At 42.2% G+C, this 14,680-nt stretch carries 12 protein-coding genes; 6 read left to right on the forward strand and 6 right to left on the reverse strand.

What is annotated here, in order from left to right:
• Positions 1-229 precede the first annotated feature (229 nt).
• Complete coding sequence (locus RMZ95_RS01765) at positions 230-2,830, forward strand: ATP-binding protein (RefSeq protein WP_322685319.1); 2,601 nt, start codon at positions 230-232, stop codon at positions 2,828-2,830.
• Positions 2,831-2,838: 8 nt separating this feature from the next.
• The gene (locus RMZ95_RS01770; RefSeq protein WP_409882128.1) at positions 2,839-3,813 is read left to right on the forward strand and encodes a DUF4351 domain-containing protein; all 975 of its coding nucleotides are present in this window, start codon (positions 2,839-2,841) and stop codon (positions 3,811-3,813) included.
• A 293-nt stretch (positions 3,814-4,106) separates the two neighbouring features.
• On the opposite strand, the gene RMZ95_RS01775 is transcribed toward RMZ95_RS01770, so the two are convergent.
• The gene (locus RMZ95_RS01775; RefSeq protein WP_322685318.1) at positions 4,107-5,684 is read right to left on the reverse strand and encodes an NAD(P)H-quinone oxidoreductase subunit 4; all 1,578 of its coding nucleotides are present in this window, start codon (positions 5,682-5,684) and stop codon (positions 4,107-4,109) included.
• A 364-nt stretch (positions 5,685-6,048) separates the two neighbouring features.
• Between RMZ95_RS01775 and RMZ95_RS01780 the strand changes: the two genes are divergently transcribed.
• A complete protein-coding gene (locus tag RMZ95_RS01780) occupies positions 6,049-6,306 on the forward strand; it encodes a hypothetical protein (protein ID WP_409882129.1) in 258 nt (85 codons plus the stop codon).
• Between the two features lie 53 nt (positions 6,307-6,359).
• On the opposite strand, the gene RMZ95_RS01785 is transcribed toward RMZ95_RS01780, so the two are convergent.
• The 4 genes from RMZ95_RS01785 to RMZ95_RS01800 form a co-directional block, all read right to left on the reverse strand.
• Positions 6,360-6,803: a hypothetical protein gene (locus RMZ95_RS01785; protein WP_322685316.1), complete on the reverse strand. Its 444-nt coding sequence runs from the start codon at positions 6,801-6,803 to the stop codon at positions 6,360-6,362.
• A gap of 38 nt (positions 6,804-6,841) precedes the next feature.
• On the reverse strand, positions 6,842-7,612 hold the full coding sequence (locus RMZ95_RS01790) for a hypothetical protein (protein WP_322685315.1): 771 nt from the start codon (positions 7,610-7,612) through the stop codon (positions 6,842-6,844).
• Between the two features lie 153 nt (positions 7,613-7,765).
• A complete protein-coding gene (locus RMZ95_RS01795; RefSeq protein WP_322685346.1) occupies positions 7,766-9,868 on the reverse strand; it encodes an NAD(P)H-quinone oxidoreductase subunit 5 in 2,103 nt (700 codons plus the stop codon).
• A 232-nt stretch (positions 9,869-10,100) separates the two neighbouring features.
• Positions 10,101-10,487: a thioredoxin family protein gene (locus tag RMZ95_RS01800; RefSeq protein ID WP_322670715.1), complete on the reverse strand. Its 387-nt coding sequence runs from the start codon at positions 10,485-10,487 to the stop codon at positions 10,101-10,103.
• Positions 10,488-10,667: 180 nt separating this feature from the next.
• On the opposite strand from RMZ95_RS01800, the gene RMZ95_RS01805 reads away from it, so the two are divergent.
• Complete coding sequence (locus tag RMZ95_RS01805) at positions 10,668-10,841, forward strand: hypothetical protein (RefSeq protein ID WP_322685314.1); 174 nt, start codon at positions 10,668-10,670, stop codon at positions 10,839-10,841.
• A gap of 257 nt (positions 10,842-11,098) precedes the next feature.
• Here the strand turns inward: RMZ95_RS01805 and RMZ95_RS01810 are convergent, their stop codons facing one another.
• Entirely contained in the window at positions 11,099-11,815 is a 717-nt protein-coding gene (locus tag RMZ95_RS01810) for an NnrU family protein (RefSeq protein WP_322685313.1), read from the reverse strand.
• A gap of 212 nt (positions 11,816-12,027) precedes the next feature.
• On the opposite strand from RMZ95_RS01810, the gene RMZ95_RS01815 reads away from it, so the two are divergent.
• Entirely contained in the window at positions 12,028-13,041 is a 1,014-nt protein-coding gene (locus RMZ95_RS01815) for a LysR family transcriptional regulator (protein ID WP_322670717.1), read from the forward strand.
• Between the two features lie 232 nt (positions 13,042-13,273).
• Positions 13,274-14,677: a serine/threonine-protein kinase gene (locus RMZ95_RS01820; protein WP_322685312.1), complete on the forward strand. Its 1,404-nt coding sequence runs from the start codon at positions 13,274-13,276 to the stop codon at positions 14,675-14,677.
• Positions 14,678-14,680 lie beyond the last annotated feature (3 nt).

A 14,680-nucleotide genomic window follows, 5' to 3' on the forward strand; every position in this document is an offset into this window, starting at 1 on the left:
ATTCTCAGAGTGTCTAACTGACAATAGCAAAAAAGGGCGGAACTTTGTTCAATTAGAACATTCCAGAAGTCGCAGAGTATGCAATTTCATGGTGAATTTGGTAGCTGGGCTGATTACCTATATCTACCAGGAGAAAAAGTCTTCTCTCAACCTTGACTCAGAAAACGTGGCGTAGTTGGAAATTAGCTAATTTTCAGCCCAATTTTTGAGTTGTACCTAAGTATCAAATATGTCACCACAGATCCATTCACGAGTTTTAATCAAAAACTTCCTAACGGTTTTTTTGCCATTATCAGCGTTAGTTGGGGTTGTTATTGGGACTATCTATTATCAACAGGTACAAATCGAGCAAGTTCTGCTCAAAACAAATGAACTCCGTAAGGTAGATTTACAAACTAAAGTAATCAGTGGAGACTTTCACTCGGTTGTTTCAGATTTGATGGTTATCTCTAAACAAAACGAGCTAGAAAGAATTTTAGACGGAGTGGATGGGCAACGACAGGCACTTTCTCAAGAATTCTTATTATTTTCTGGATATAAAAAACTCTACGACCAAATTCGCTTTTTGGATCGATCGGGTAAAGAAATTGTCAGAGTCAACTTTAACCAGGGTGAACCAGCGATTGTCCCCGAAGAAAAATTGCAAGTTCAAGCCAAACGTTACTGGTTTAATGACACTTTGCGGCTGAATCAAGGACAAGTATTTGTCTCTCCCCTTGACCTCAACATCGAACGAGGTCAGGTTGAACAACCCTTGAAGCCAATGATCCGCTTTGGTACTCCAGTTTTCGATCGCCGTGGGCAGAAACGAGGCATTGTGGTGTTAAATTATTTCGGCGCAAAACTGCTGGACAATTTTGATCGAGCTTTCGCTAGCGCCTCCAGCCAGGGAATGCTACTGAATGCTGATGGCTACTGGTTAAAAGGAGCGAAGCCTGAAGATGAATGGGGATTTATGTTTCCCGATTGCAAAAACTGCACTTTTGGCAGAGCTTTTCCCCAAGCATGGCAGCAGATTTCTCAACAAGAATCGGGACAATTCCAAACTGCTGAGGGAATGTTCACTTTTACCACAGTTTACCCACTTGTCGAAGGACAAAAATCTAGTACGGGAGCAGGACAGGCTTTTGCGCCAAGCCAAAATCAAATCGATCCTAAATCCTATCACTGGAAAATTGTCTCGCGGGTATCGCCAGAGACGTTGACAACCAAATCAAACCGATTTTTGAATCAATTGCTACTACTATATGCTGGGTTAGTAGGATTAATTGGCATTGGTTCTTGGCTACTAGCAAGAGCTAGTGTCAATCGTAATATTGTCCAGCTAGAGTTAAGGCAATCTGAAGTTGAATTGCGAAAGCTAGTTGAACGGGAGAAAATTCTTAAAACTCGTCTATCTAGTCAAATTCGCAACTCGCTGGATCTAAATACAATTTTGAGTACAGTAGTAGTTGAAGTTCGGGAACTGCTCCAAATCGATCGATGCCAATTTTTTTGGTGTCATCAAGAAGATGAATCTACTAGCTTGGAACTGAGTCAGCAAGCTTGCGCTCCCGATTTAACAGAACCTTTAGGCTGTTCTCCTATCCAGAATGTGGAAGCCCTAAGTGAAGCTGTTATGCAAGGGAATTTGCTTTGCTTTGATGACATTGCGACAGATTCATGGCTTGATTTCAAGAGTCGGAATTTACTGGTGACATTGGGCTTTAAGTCTCTACTAACAGTTTCAGTTCAAACTCAGTCGGGTCACTTGGGTGTGATTGTCTGCGAACATAGTAGAGAGCTTCGCCCCTGGAGTGATGATGAGGTGGAAATTATTCGAGGCGTGGCTGACCAGTTAGCGATCGCCATTGACCAAGCCCAATTGTATAATCAAAGCCGCGCTGCTACTGCTGCTGCTACTATTCAGGCAGAACAACTCAACCAAGTACTACACAATCTCAAACAGACTCAAGCTCAACTGATTCAGACCGAAAAAATGTCGAGTTTAGGTCAATTAGTGGCGGGTGTCGCTCATGAAATCAATAACCCTCTTAACTTTATCTACGGTAATTTGACCCATGTAAGTGAATATACACTGGGCTTATTGGAATTGGTAGAACTTTATCAACAGTCTAATGCTCATTCAACACCTGAAGTACAAGCTCATATAGAAGCGATCGACCTTGACTTTATGGTTGAGGATCTACCTAAAATATTAATTTCAATGAAAATGGGAGCTAATCGCATTCGTGAAATAGTTCTATCCTTGCGGAATTTTTCTCGACTTGACGAAGCAGATATGAAGCCTGTCAACATTCACGAAGGTATTGATAGCACACTACTGATTTTACAAAATCGCTTCAAACAAACGTCTGGAAATGCCGGAATTGAAATAGTCAAGGAATATGGTGATATTCCCTTAGTAGAATGCTATGCCGGACAATTAAATCAGGTATTTATGAATCTGATTGGTAATGCCATTGATGCCCTGGATAGTTATAACAGTAAGCGAACTCTGGAGGATATAGAAACTAAACCCAGCCAAATTGTAATTCGTACTCAGTTACGCAACTTAGATCGGATAGCTGTAAAAATTGCAGATAATGGCCCTGGTATGACCGAAGCAGTTAAGCAACGATTATTTGACCCTTTCTTTACTACAAAAGCCGCAGGTAAAGGCACCGGATTAGGATTAGCAATTAGCGCTCAGATAGTCACAGAAAAACACAACGGAGCTATTTGGTGTATTTCCGAACCTGGACAGGGAGCAGAATTTTGGGTTGAGATTCCGATTAAGCACAGTTCTAAACTAGCAACTGCAAGTACTCCTAGTCTATCCATAATTTGAAAAATGATATGACTAATATGAGCGATGTCTACGACGGGCTACCCCTACGCGCTGATTTTGATAGCCCTTGGAAAGAAATTATAGAAGCTTATTTTCCCCAAGCAATGCATTTCTTTTTTCCAGAAACTTCTGCATTAATTGATTGGGAACGTCCCTACGAATTTTTAGATAAAGAATTTCAACAAATAGCTCGTGAAGCTGAACAGGGTAAGAGATATGCCGATCAATTAGTCAAAGTTTGGCAAACCCAAGGGGAAGAACTATGGTTATTAATCCATGTGGAAATTCAGGGACAAAAAGAAGATAACTTTGCCAAGCGGATGTTTACCTACAACTTTCGCATATTTGACCGCTTCGATCGCCCAGCAATAAGCCTTGCTATTCTTTGCGATCCAAACCGCGAATGGCGACCAAGCAATTACAGCTACAATTATCCCAATACTAGCTTAATTTTTGAATTTGGCAGTATTAAACTTTTAGATTATGAAAATCGCTTTCACGAGTTAGAAAATAGCGATAATCCATTTGCAACTGTCGTCATGGCGCATTTGAAAACGCAGCAGACACGCTCATCACCCGAACAACGCAAAATATGGAAATTCAGCTTAATTCGCAGACTATATGATTTGGGGTTAGGAGAGCAGGATATTCGTAATCTGTATCGATTTATCGATTGGGTTATGATATTACCAAAGGCATTGGAAAATCAGTTTTGGGAAGAGTTTAAACAATTTGAGCAGGAGCGGACTATGAGATATGTAACTACAGGTGAGCGCATCGGCTACGAGCGCGGAAAACAAGAAGGCGAACAACGACTTATTTTCAGGTTACTACAAAGACGAGTAGGAGAACTATCACCAGAATTGCAAGAGCGCATCCAATCTCTTTCTTTAAATCAGTTAGAAAACCTTGGCGAAGCTTTGTTAGATTTTACTGATATAGAAGATTTGCTTGACTGGTTGCAAACAAATCAATCAGCTTAAAATCTATTTTTATGATAGTTGTAAAAAATACATTTCATTATTTACCAATACAAAATTTTTTAAACGCAGTTTGATGGGTTATTTTTTATAACCGTAGTCACATAAGTTAGGACATTTGGAAAGGGTGAATGCTAGAGCTAGCAATAGTTTTACCTCCTGCCTCCTGCCCCCTGCCTCCTGCTATACTTTACAGAATTGAAAAGAATTGAAAATTTTAAATGAATAACAAAAAGGGCAGGTACAAAACCCGCCCTCAAAGTAATCAATATTTAAACTAAACTAGCGATCGCAACTTAATTACCAATTTGAGGCGCACTCAAAGAAACCTTTAGTGCATCGTCTTTTTGCTGTGCTAATGTCGGCACGGAATCACGCAATCTTGCCGTCAGTTGTACAGTTGTAGCGTCATACATCTGAGTCAGCAATTTTGGATAGAAACCAATACCAATAATTGGAATTAACAAACAAGCAATGATAAAAACTTCGCGGGGTTCGGCATCTATCAAAGCTTGGTGAGAAACTAATTCCTCGTTCTCTTTACCGTAGAAAATTTCTCGTAACATCGACAGCAGATAAATCGGAGTTAAAATCACTCCCACTGCCATCAAGAATACCACGATAACTTTGAAGGTAGAGCTATAAGCATCGCTAGTAGCAAAGCCCACAAATACCATTAATTCTGCCACGAAACCGCTCATCCCTGGCAGTGCCAAAGAAGCCATTGAACAGGTGGTGAACATGGCGAAAATCTTCGGCATTCTCTTCGCAACACCGCCCATTTCATCCAACATCAGGGTGTGTGTGCGATCGTAAGTTGCGCCAACCAGGAAGAACAAACTCGCCCCAATTAACCCGTGAGAAACCATTTGCAATACTGCCCCACTCAATCCCAAATCGGTGAAGGAGGCGATACCAATCATCACAAAGCCCATGTGGGAAATTGAGGAGTAAGCAATTTTTCGCTTCAGGTTGCGCTGGGCAAAGGATGTTAAAGCAGCGTAGATGATATTAACTACCCCCAAAACCACGAACACTGGTGCAAAATAAGCGTGGGCATCGGGGAGCATTTGGGCATTCATCCGAATTAAGGCGTAGCCGCCCATTTTTAAAAGAATACCTGCCAATAACATGTGTACGGGCGCTGTTGCTTCACCGTGGGCATCAGGTAGCCAAGTGTGCAAGGGAATAATCGGCAACTTGACGGCGTAGGCAATCAGGAAGCCAGCATAGACGGCAAGTTGGAAATTGAGGGCGAAGTCTTTTAAGGCGAGCGATCGCATATCAAATGTCACCGTATCGCCGTAAAATCCCATTGTCAGGGCAGACAGCAAAATAAACAGCGAACCGCCGGCGGTGTATAAAATAAATTTGGTCGCTGCATATTGCCGCCTTTTGCCTCCCCAAATCGACAGCAGAAAGTATATCGGTACTAGTTCCAGTTCCCACACCAGGAAAAATAACAGCATATCCTGGACAGCGAACACGGCAATCTGACCGCCATACATCGCCAACATCAAGAAGTAAAATAGCTTCGGCTTGAAGGTGACAGGCCAAGCTGCTAAAATCGCCAGCGTGGTAATGAATCCAGTCAAAATAATTAGGGGCATGGATAAGCCATCTGCCCCTACTGACCAATTCAAATCTAGTTGGGGTACCCAGGCGTAACTCTCGACCAACTGCAAATCTGGATTGGAGAAATCATACCCAGTATAAAAAGCATAAACAATTAGTGCAAAATCTATCAGCCCTACGATGAGGGAGTACCAGCGCACTGTTTTGCCTTCTTTATCCGGGATGATGGGAATCAGTAGTGAAGCGGCTATCGGCAACAGAATAATCGTCGTCAGCCACGGAAAATTAGCTGTATTCATCACAATTCGTCTGCTATCAAAATCATGTTTGGCAAAAAGTCACTAGTTATTAAGTAACAGCTTTTTCAGGATTTCGTCTTCCTCGTTAGGTTGATTTAATTAAATTAGCAATCCCCGATTTTTACTCTTGGGAGTCTTTTTTGACATTTGCGGGTGCGGGATGTGCGTTGTGATACTCCCAGTCAAGTCACAAATTTACACTAAAAAAGTTGGTTAAATTATAGTTTAAGAGTGCGATGTCTACGACAAGCCGTTTTGCGTCTACGCGTAGCCCAACCCATCGCTAAAAATACACGATGCTGTATGCGTGGTTCTTGAAAAAAGCGATTTGGTGCAAAAATGCATCAAAGAGGAAATAACCATAATGATAATGGCACAAATTAAAAGTCAAATTTGTTATGTCACTAACGTAGATGGAGAAACAACAGATGTATTCGTCCCTATAGAACTTTGGCAACAGCTTATAAGTTCCATAAATTCTGATAACGTCAGTGGTTTAGCTTGGATTGATGAACAAGAGCCAAAAGCACAAATATTAGCCGATTTGCAAGAGTCTGTGCGACAAGCAGCAGTAGGACAAACTTTCCCAGTTTCTAAGCTTTGGGACGATATCGAAGCCTAAATTTATGGCAGAAATCCGGTTTACACCTTCCTTTAAATTAATTTAAGGTTTCTTCAAGAAGACGAAACCAAGCGAATCTCTACAAAAGGAGTTGATACCTGACCTATCCAGAAACTTTCTTCTGACTTAGTATCTGTATTGATGGAGCTATATCTTGTTACAACTTCCATTGTGTTTATGTACGTAAATCGAACATAATATGTCCCTAGCCTAAGAGGTTCAGAAATCCAGTGGAAGCCATTTGGAGCAAATATACTAAGTCCAAACTGGTTATCTTTCAGCCCAAAAATAGTAATGTCTTGAAAGAAAGTGAGAGATTCTCCTGGCATGGCTAAGGGAAAATCAGAGTCTAATGTGCCTTCAGGTCTAATGCAGTCGCCATTCCACAAAATTTGTCTATCCGCTTCTACAAGCTCTGGAATCAAGATGTCGCCGAAGTTAAAGCGAAGTGGAATTGACTTATTATTAACAATCCGAAGACCAATTTTGATGAACACATAAGGATAAGGATGTTGTGGATGTTGCCGTCCTATTATTAATGGAGATTTAAATATGTGTAGAAGCTTATACAGCAAGTTTTTTTTGGTGCGAGCAAAACCAATTCCGGGACTATAGTTTCAAAGCCGATACCATCGACAACTAAAGTACTACAATCAGGTTCATTATGTTGAACTAAATGAAAATTTACAACCTGTGTTGCTAATTGCCCTAATTTTATTTCTTCTTGACTCTTAGCTAACTTCAAGCCATCTGTAGTTTGATGCTCACTTTTATATATGAATCGAAGCTTATATCTTGCGGGCTGAAGTGAAGTAAAAGACCAAAATTTGCTAGGTAGATTAGGACTTTGGAAGACTTCTGGGACAGCAGAAATCTGAAAAATAAGCAAGTTATTTTGCCAATAAAGATTTCCAGTTAGCGAAAATGATTTTGAATCTCTAGGAGGGACTAATAAATAAGAAATTTCTCCAGGACTACTATGCTGAACTTGGCTAGTTAAGTTATTTCTTAATTCAGCTACTATATTCTTCCATCTTCGGAAAATAGATATGTTTGGTTGAATACTTGGAAGCGAAAGATCGGTTATTAATTGCCTTTGTATTTCCTGACCGTGCGATGTCACGAGAACTGGTGTAAATACTTCATATAAATTTAGGTGAAAATCCTGTAAACTTTTGTTAGTAATACAAATACCAAACTGCACAAAGGTGTTTGTATTCTTTTCGGGAATAGGCAAGACTATAAGGTTAGGATTGGAGATTTTTATATATACGTCACCGTTTTCAATGATATTACTATCATTCATTTGCTTCAAAAAACGGAATGTGGGTTATATAGCTTGTATTAAAAAATCTTGTCATCTTTTCAGACTCAACTCTCAATTCTTCTCTGCGACTCCGGGCCTCTGCGTGAGATAAAAAATAATGTAGGGGTGGATGAATGTCCACCCCTATGAAAATCAGGTGACACCAAAAACAATCACTAAGCCCAAAACCGCCCCAAACACAATCAAGGCATAGAATTGAGCGCGACCGTTTTCTAGGTACTTCAGACCTTCACCACTGACAAGGGTGAAAAAGCCTGTGAGGTTAACAGCACCATCTACAACGCGGAAGTCAACTTCCATAACTTGTCTAGCTACGCGACGCAAGCCGAGAACAAAAACCCGATGGTAAATGTCATCAAAATACCACTTGTTGAGCGATAACTCGTAAAGTGGTTGGATTTTAGCAGCGATCGCAGCCGGATCAATTTTACGGCTCAAATACATCAGCGAAGCCAGGGTAATCGCAATCAAAGAAATTCCGACTGAGGCACCCGCCATGATGTAGAATTCCGTCGGATTGAACTCAGAAGCCTTTTCTATAACTTCAGTGAGGGTTTCGCTAGGAGGAAAGATAAACTCTTCAAAATAATTGGCGTAGGGAGTTCCCACCAAACCAATCAAAATCGAAGGCACAGCCAACAGTGCCAACGGCAGCGTCATTGTCCACGGCGATTCGTGGGGGGAGTCGCTGTGATGCCCGTGGGAGTCATGGGAATCATGATGCTGACTAGTTGCCGCCAATTCTCCTTTCTTCATCGCCCCAGGCCCAAAATTTGGGACTGGTTCTTCTGACTCTAATTCCAGGACAATTGTCGCCGCAGCTTTCTTGAGTTTTTCCTTGATTTTCTCGTCAGTACCCCGGAATTTGCCTTCAAATGTCGAGAAATACATTCTAAACATATAGAAAGCTGTAATCCCGGCAGTTAGCCAGCCGATAAACCAGAGGAGTGGGTTAGCCTCAAAAGCCTTCCCTAAAATTTCATCTTTTGACCAGAAACCAGCAAAGGGTGGAATACCAGAAATTGCCAAGCAACCAATTAAGAAAGTAGTTGCTGTGACAGGCATATACTTCCGCAGTCCACCCATCAAGCGCATATCTTGCGCTAAGGCGGGGTCGTGTCCAACGACACCTTCCATACCGTGAATTACTGAACCTGAACCCAAGAACAGCATCGCCTTGAAATAGGCGTGGGTCATCAGGTGGAATAGTCCAGCACTGTAGGAACCTATTCCCATTGCCATTACCATGTAACCAAGTTGGGAAATGGTGGAATAAGCCAAGCCCTTTTTGATGTCGTTTTGGGTAATGGCAATGGTTGCTCCCAAAAACGCCGTAAACGCCCCAGTAAAGGCAATGACATTCATTGCGGCTGGAACGTCTTCAAATACTGGGTACATCCGGGCAATCAGGAAAACACCAGCCGCCACCATTGTTGCCGCGTGAATTAAGGCAGAAATGGGGGTGGGGCCTTCCATCGCATCTGGTAGCCAGACGTGGAGGGGAAATTGGGCTGATTTTGCAACTGGGCCTAAGAAAACTAAAATCGCAAACAGGACAGCGAGAAAATTGCTGATAGAACCTGATTCGACAAGTTGGGCGAGGCGATCGCCCATGATATTAAAATCAAAGCTTCCTGTTGCCCAGAACAGCCCCAAAATGCCGAGTAATAGACCAAAGTCGCCCACGCGGTTGGTTACAAACGCTTTTTGAGCGGCATCGGCTGCTGACTTGCGATCGTACCAAAAACCGACCAGCAAGTAGGAACACATCCCGACCAGTTCCCAGAATATATAAATCTGTACTAGGTTGGGGCTGACCACCAGACCTAACATTGAAGAGCCAAACAAACTGAGATAGGCGTAAAACCTCACGTAACCGGGATCGTGAGCCATGTAGCCATCGGTGTAAACCATGACCAAGCAGGCTACCGTTGTGACAATCACCAGCATTAGGGCTGTCAGGTGGTCAATAGTGTAGCCCATGCTCAGGTGGAAATTACCTGCTGCCGCCCACTCAAAGGTGCGAATATAAGACGCATGTCCTTGAATTTGACTCCATAGCAAGGCAAACGACATCCCCATAGCTGCTGCCATCATGGAGATAATCACCACAGCATTAAGCTGGCGGAGGCGGTTTGTCACCTGATTCAACGAGATTAACCCTAGACCGACCAGCATTGCCCCAAGAAGAGGGAACACCGGAATCAGCCAGGCATACTGATAGATTACTTCCATCACTGACGCCTACTTTTAAAATTCTTGATTAGCGTGTCGAAACTGTTAATAATTGTGACTACACCCTTTAGGATAAAATAACCCACCCAAGACTGATTGGGTGGGGTATTAAGCATGGTTTTAGATTTGGTCATTGGTCATTGGTCATTAGTCATTAGTCATTAGTCATTGGTCATTAGCCCTATGCCCTATGCCCTATGCCCTATGCCCTATGCCCCATACCCAATATCCATCAGGCCGATCGGCATTCTAAGTCCACTGTTTTTGAACTTTTGTAGATTTTGGGGTAATTGCTGTAGCTGGCTTTAATCTCTTCTAAAGCTAGACGTAAATCTTCTTTGCCGCGAAAGCATTCCAAGCGATGGCGAATAGTGCCATTTTCAATCAATAGTAAAGTGGGTAGTGATTTTAGCCTATAGGTAGTAGACAATTTAAAATTTTGATCGGCGTTAACCCCAACTAATTTAATTTCATCGCCGCACTGGGACTGAAATTGCAACAACAGCGGGTGGATAACTCGACACAAGCCACACCAAGGTGCTTCAAAGTTAACTAAAACAGGAATAGGAGATTCTAAAACTTCTTGAGTAAATGTCCGCTCACTAACCGACAACACCATGACGCCTCTTGGATTATAAGGTTTTTATATCAAACTAGCTATCAGTACTGAATTGAGTAATGCTGAGTTCCGAGTTCTGCTTGCTGAGTAGAAGTCCATAACAAAAAGTTAGGGGATTGAATGAGGAACTCGTTTCTTTTTTTTTAGAGTAAAGCGGGGATTGGGATTACTTGCCAAGCAATGAATACTAAGTTGCTTGCTTTTACTCAGAACTCAGGACTCAGCACTGCTTCAGTGGAGGATTGGCAAGTCACTAACTGCCGATCGATGCTTTCAGTACAGAAATTTCAGGACACAGAATCATTGGCAAAAATTGAGCGCGTTAATGTGTCTCTGACAGAAAAGCGACCTTAGAAGTCGCGTTGGCTTTTTTGGATGTTAAACTCCTGATTGCCGTGACCGCCTGGGGATTTGATTGAATCTGCCACTTTCTTTCAAAGAAAGGCAACTGACCAACGACTACCAATAATAAAATCTCAAGCTGACTGAACGCACCCCCACTGTTAGATATTTGAATTTATCCTACATTGATTTGGAGCAATTGATCAGCTTTATCAGGTGAAATTTCCATCTCTTTCTGATTTTATGCTGACACTGGGGATCGTCTAAAGTTACCATCCTATACTACTCGTTGCTTCCAATAACAGAGGGTGTGACCACCAAAGCAAAGCTATAAAAATGGCAACTCCCAAATATGCAGGGCGGAGAAATTCCTGCCATTTGAGAGATTGACGCCCGTCGATAATTGCTTTAAATGGAATAATTGAAGTCCGCTGTTTGGCAATTTCAAAAGCTTCTCCATAACGATCGCTCAGGCGGCGATCCCCGTGCCAAACCCCAAACAAGTGATGCAATATCAATCCAATGGAAGTCACAAGCGTAAAAGTAGTACCCAGCCAGAGAGTGTGGGCAACACACCAAATTATTTGTCCTACCATCTGGGGATGACGGGTAATCCGAATAATTCCTGTTTCGTAGAGATGAACTTGGGGCTTTTGAATAGCAGCAATTTCTAGTAGATTGAAGGTAGCAGGATATAAAAACAAAAACGAGATTGCTGATAGCAGCCAAACAAATTCTCGCACTCCTGGCACCGCTTGTACCTGCCAAATTTGCAAACCATCATAACGGTGCCCAAAAAAGTAAATAATTAATATCACAGCCAACGGTAGGCTGACTAATGCAAAGAGAATGCGATAAAACCTTGGGCCAATATATTTTTCTGCCCAAGGGCGTAAAGCAGCGCCTCCACTGTGAGCGATCGCAAAAACTATTTGTAACCCCAGTATGACAAAATGACTGGGTGTCAACCAAGAAATCAGCAGCATATACACAGGTGAAGTAATTTAAAGAAAACTGAATTCAGTACAACCAATACCACAAAGTATTCAAAAGGGGACTTTAGTCAAGATGTTGTGCTACTGTCTTTTTCGAGTCAATCCTTCAAGTTTAATATGCAACAAATCGTGTCCAACTGATTGCTGCCAAACCGGATTTATTACGTGCATCTGCTCCTTTAAAAGTTTGTGGGTTGAGCCTTATGTCTGACCTTCCTTTCACTTTAGATCAGTTACGTATCCTGAAAGCGATCGCCCAAGAAGGAAGCTTCAAGCGTGCCGCTGATAGTCTTTACGTCTCCCAGCCTGCCGTTAGTTTACAAGTCCAAAATCTCGAACGGCAACTCGATGTCCCCTTATTCGATCGTGGAGGACGACGTGCCCAATTAACCGAAGCTGGGCATCTACTCTTAAATTACGGTGAAAAAATCCTCAGTCTCTGTCAGGAAACCTGCCGCGCGATCGAGGATTTACAAAATCTCCAAGGTGGTACTTTAATTGTCGGTGCTTCTCAAACCACTGGCACTTATCTTTTGCCCAGAATGATCGGTATGTTTCGACAAAAATATCCAGATGTGGCAGTGCAATTACACGTCCACTCAACTAGGCGAACTGCTTGGAGTGTCGCTAACGGACAAGTCGATCTGGCAATTATCGGTGGTGAAATTCCTGGTGAACTGTCAGAATCTTTAGAAGTGATTCCTTACGCTGAGGATGAACTAGCGCTAATTTTACCTGTCTTTCATCCTTTTACCAAACTTGAAAAAATCCAGAAAGAAGACCTATATAAATTACAATTTATTGCTTTAGATTCCCAATCAACTATCCGCAAAGTAATTGACCAAGTGCTAGCACGCTGTGAAATCGATACCAGACGTTTTAAAGTTGAAATGGAATTAAATTCCATTGAAGCGATTAAAAATGCTGTGCAATCTGGTCTAGGGGCTGCCTTTGTTTCAACTAGTGCGATCGCTAAAGAGTTACAAATGGGCGTTTTGCATCGTACTCCCATTGAAGGCGTTGTCGTCAAACGGACGCTGTGGCTGATTTGTAATCCCAATCGCTATAGATCCAAGGCCGCAGAAGCCTTTAGTCAAGAAATTTTACCCCAGTTTGCTAACCCAGGATGGAATCAAGATGTGTTAAAATTAACACAAAAAAGTCTAGTGTTAACTACATTGGAGGTAGCAACACCCACCTCATTAGGTGAAGACTAAAATCTAGTAATTAGTCCTTTGTCATTTGTCCTTTGTCCTTTGTTCTTTGTAAATACGAATGACCTTTCGGGTGACGCTCGTGCCTCGCTAGCGCTGCGAAGACAGCCAGTAGCTCATGGGAAAACTCTCTATGTACCCGTCGCTGGCTCACCAATGACCAATGACCAATGACCAATGACCAATGACCAATGACCAATGACCAATGACTAATGACTAATGACTAATCACGAAAATGGAAGTTTACTGCACTCGTTTGCGTTGTCCACGCCCACAAAACTATTTTGCCGATTTAGATGATGTTACGACACTGAAAACAACCCAGCAAAAGTATTGCACTACCTGTGGTATGCCATTGATGCTAGATGGTCGATACGTGCCAACTAAACTGCTGGGAAGAGGCGGGTTTGGAGCAGCATTTTTGGCACGCGATCGCCGAATACCAGGAATGCGTCAATGCGTGGTTAAACAGTTTCAACCATCGGGAAATTTAACTTTAAATCAACTGCAACAAGCACAGTTGATGTTTGAGAGAGAGGCAGAAGTTTTAGCACAACTTGGTAACGATCACGAGCAAATTCCTGATTTATTTGCCTTCTTTCCAGTGATAGTTAATAGTTTGCAACCAGGACAGCAAGACCAATTTTTTTACTTGGTGCAAGAATACATTGATGGGCAAAACTTAGAGGAAGAATTAGTTCAACAAGGCAAATTTTCTGAACAGCAAGTGTTGGAGGTGCTGCAAGAAATTCTGAAGGTACTAAAGTTTGTCCATCATAGAGGCATTATCCACAGAGATATTAAACCCTCTAACATCATGCGCCGTCGCGATGGTAGACTTTTTTTACTAGATTTTGGCGCAGTTAAGCAAGTAACAAATGTTGCACTGGGTTCTGCCGCTTCTTCCACAGGAATTTATTCGATGGGATTTGCACCGCCTGAGCAGATGGCTGGGGGTCAAGTATTCCCATCTACAGATTTATACGCATTAGCTGTAACTCTTATTACCTTGTTGACAAATCAGGAAGCAGTTAAACTATTTGATGCCTATAGCAACCAGTGGAAATGGCGATCGCAAGTGACTGTTAACCCTCGCCTTGCTGACATATTAGACAAAATGCTGCTACCTGCTGCTAATCAGCGTTTCCAGTCAGCCCAGGAGGTTATAGATGCACTTAACTCACAGGTGGTTCAAGCCCCTACACAAATTAATTCGCCCTCTGTAACACTTCCGCCACAACCGTCAAAAGGTTCTAATCCCGTCGTTCCCCGCCGTCCGCCAACTCAACCAACATTTTCTACATTGGAATTATTGGGCGGGGCGGCATTTAGTGGATTTCAGGGTGCATTGATCGCGATCGCTCTCTTCAGTCTAGTAAAATCACCAATAGTTACTTTGACTACTTCTGCCCTGATTTTAGGTATACTAATTTTTGCCCAAACCAGGCGGTGGATTGAAAAGTTCGATTTATTAATTATTCCCACAATTACTTTTGCAATTATTTTTTTTGTCCCCTTTTTACGGGGAGGTCTTGACGTGCCGTCAGTGGTGATTTTAGCAGTTGGAGCAGGCTTAGTAGCTATTTCATTTACAGCCGTATTTCGACTTATTTATAAATTATTATCTCTCTTACTTTAAAAA

This window comes from Nostoc sp. DedQUE07, from assembly GCF_034530975.2.
Lineage (GTDB): Bacteria > Cyanobacteriota > Cyanobacteriia > Cyanobacteriales > Nostocaceae > Nostoc.

Bases quoted from the DNA above. Each gene is read 5' to 3' on its own strand.
- RMZ95_RS01815 (WP_322670717.1), top strand. From the start codon at position 12,028: ATGTCTGACCTTCCTTTCACTTTAGATCAGTTACGTATCCTGAAAGCG.
- RMZ95_RS01795 (WP_322685346.1), bottom strand. From the start codon at position 9,868: ATGGAAGTAATCTATCAGTATGCCTGGCTGATTCCGGTGTTCCCTCTT.
- RMZ95_RS01805 (WP_322685314.1), top strand. From the start codon at position 10,668: ATGAATACTAAGTTGCTTGCTTTTACTCAGAACTCAGGACTCAGCACT.
- RMZ95_RS01790 (WP_322685315.1), bottom strand. From the start codon at position 7,612: ATGAATGATAGTAATATCATTGAAAACGGTGACGTATATATAAAAATC.
- RMZ95_RS01770 (WP_409882128.1), top strand. From the start codon at position 2,839: ATGACTAATATGAGCGATGTCTACGACGGGCTACCCCTACGCGCTGAT.
- RMZ95_RS01780 (WP_409882129.1), top strand. From the start codon at position 6,049: ATGATAATGGCACAAATTAAAAGTCAAATTTGTTATGTCACTAACGTA.
- RMZ95_RS01800 (WP_322670715.1), bottom strand. From the start codon at position 10,487: ATGGTGTTGTCGGTTAGTGAGCGGACATTTACTCAAGAAGTTTTAGAA.
- RMZ95_RS01820 (WP_322685312.1), top strand. From the start codon at position 13,274: ATGGAAGTTTACTGCACTCGTTTGCGTTGTCCACGCCCACAAAACTAT.
- RMZ95_RS01765 (WP_322685319.1), top strand. From the start codon at position 230: ATGTCACCACAGATCCATTCACGAGTTTTAATCAAAAACTTCCTAACG.
- RMZ95_RS01810 (WP_322685313.1), bottom strand. From the start codon at position 11,815: ATGCTGCTGATTTCTTGGTTGACACCCAGTCATTTTGTCATACTGGGG.
- RMZ95_RS01775 (WP_322685318.1), bottom strand. From the start codon at position 5,684: ATGAATACAGCTAATTTTCCGTGGCTGACGACGATTATTCTGTTGCCG.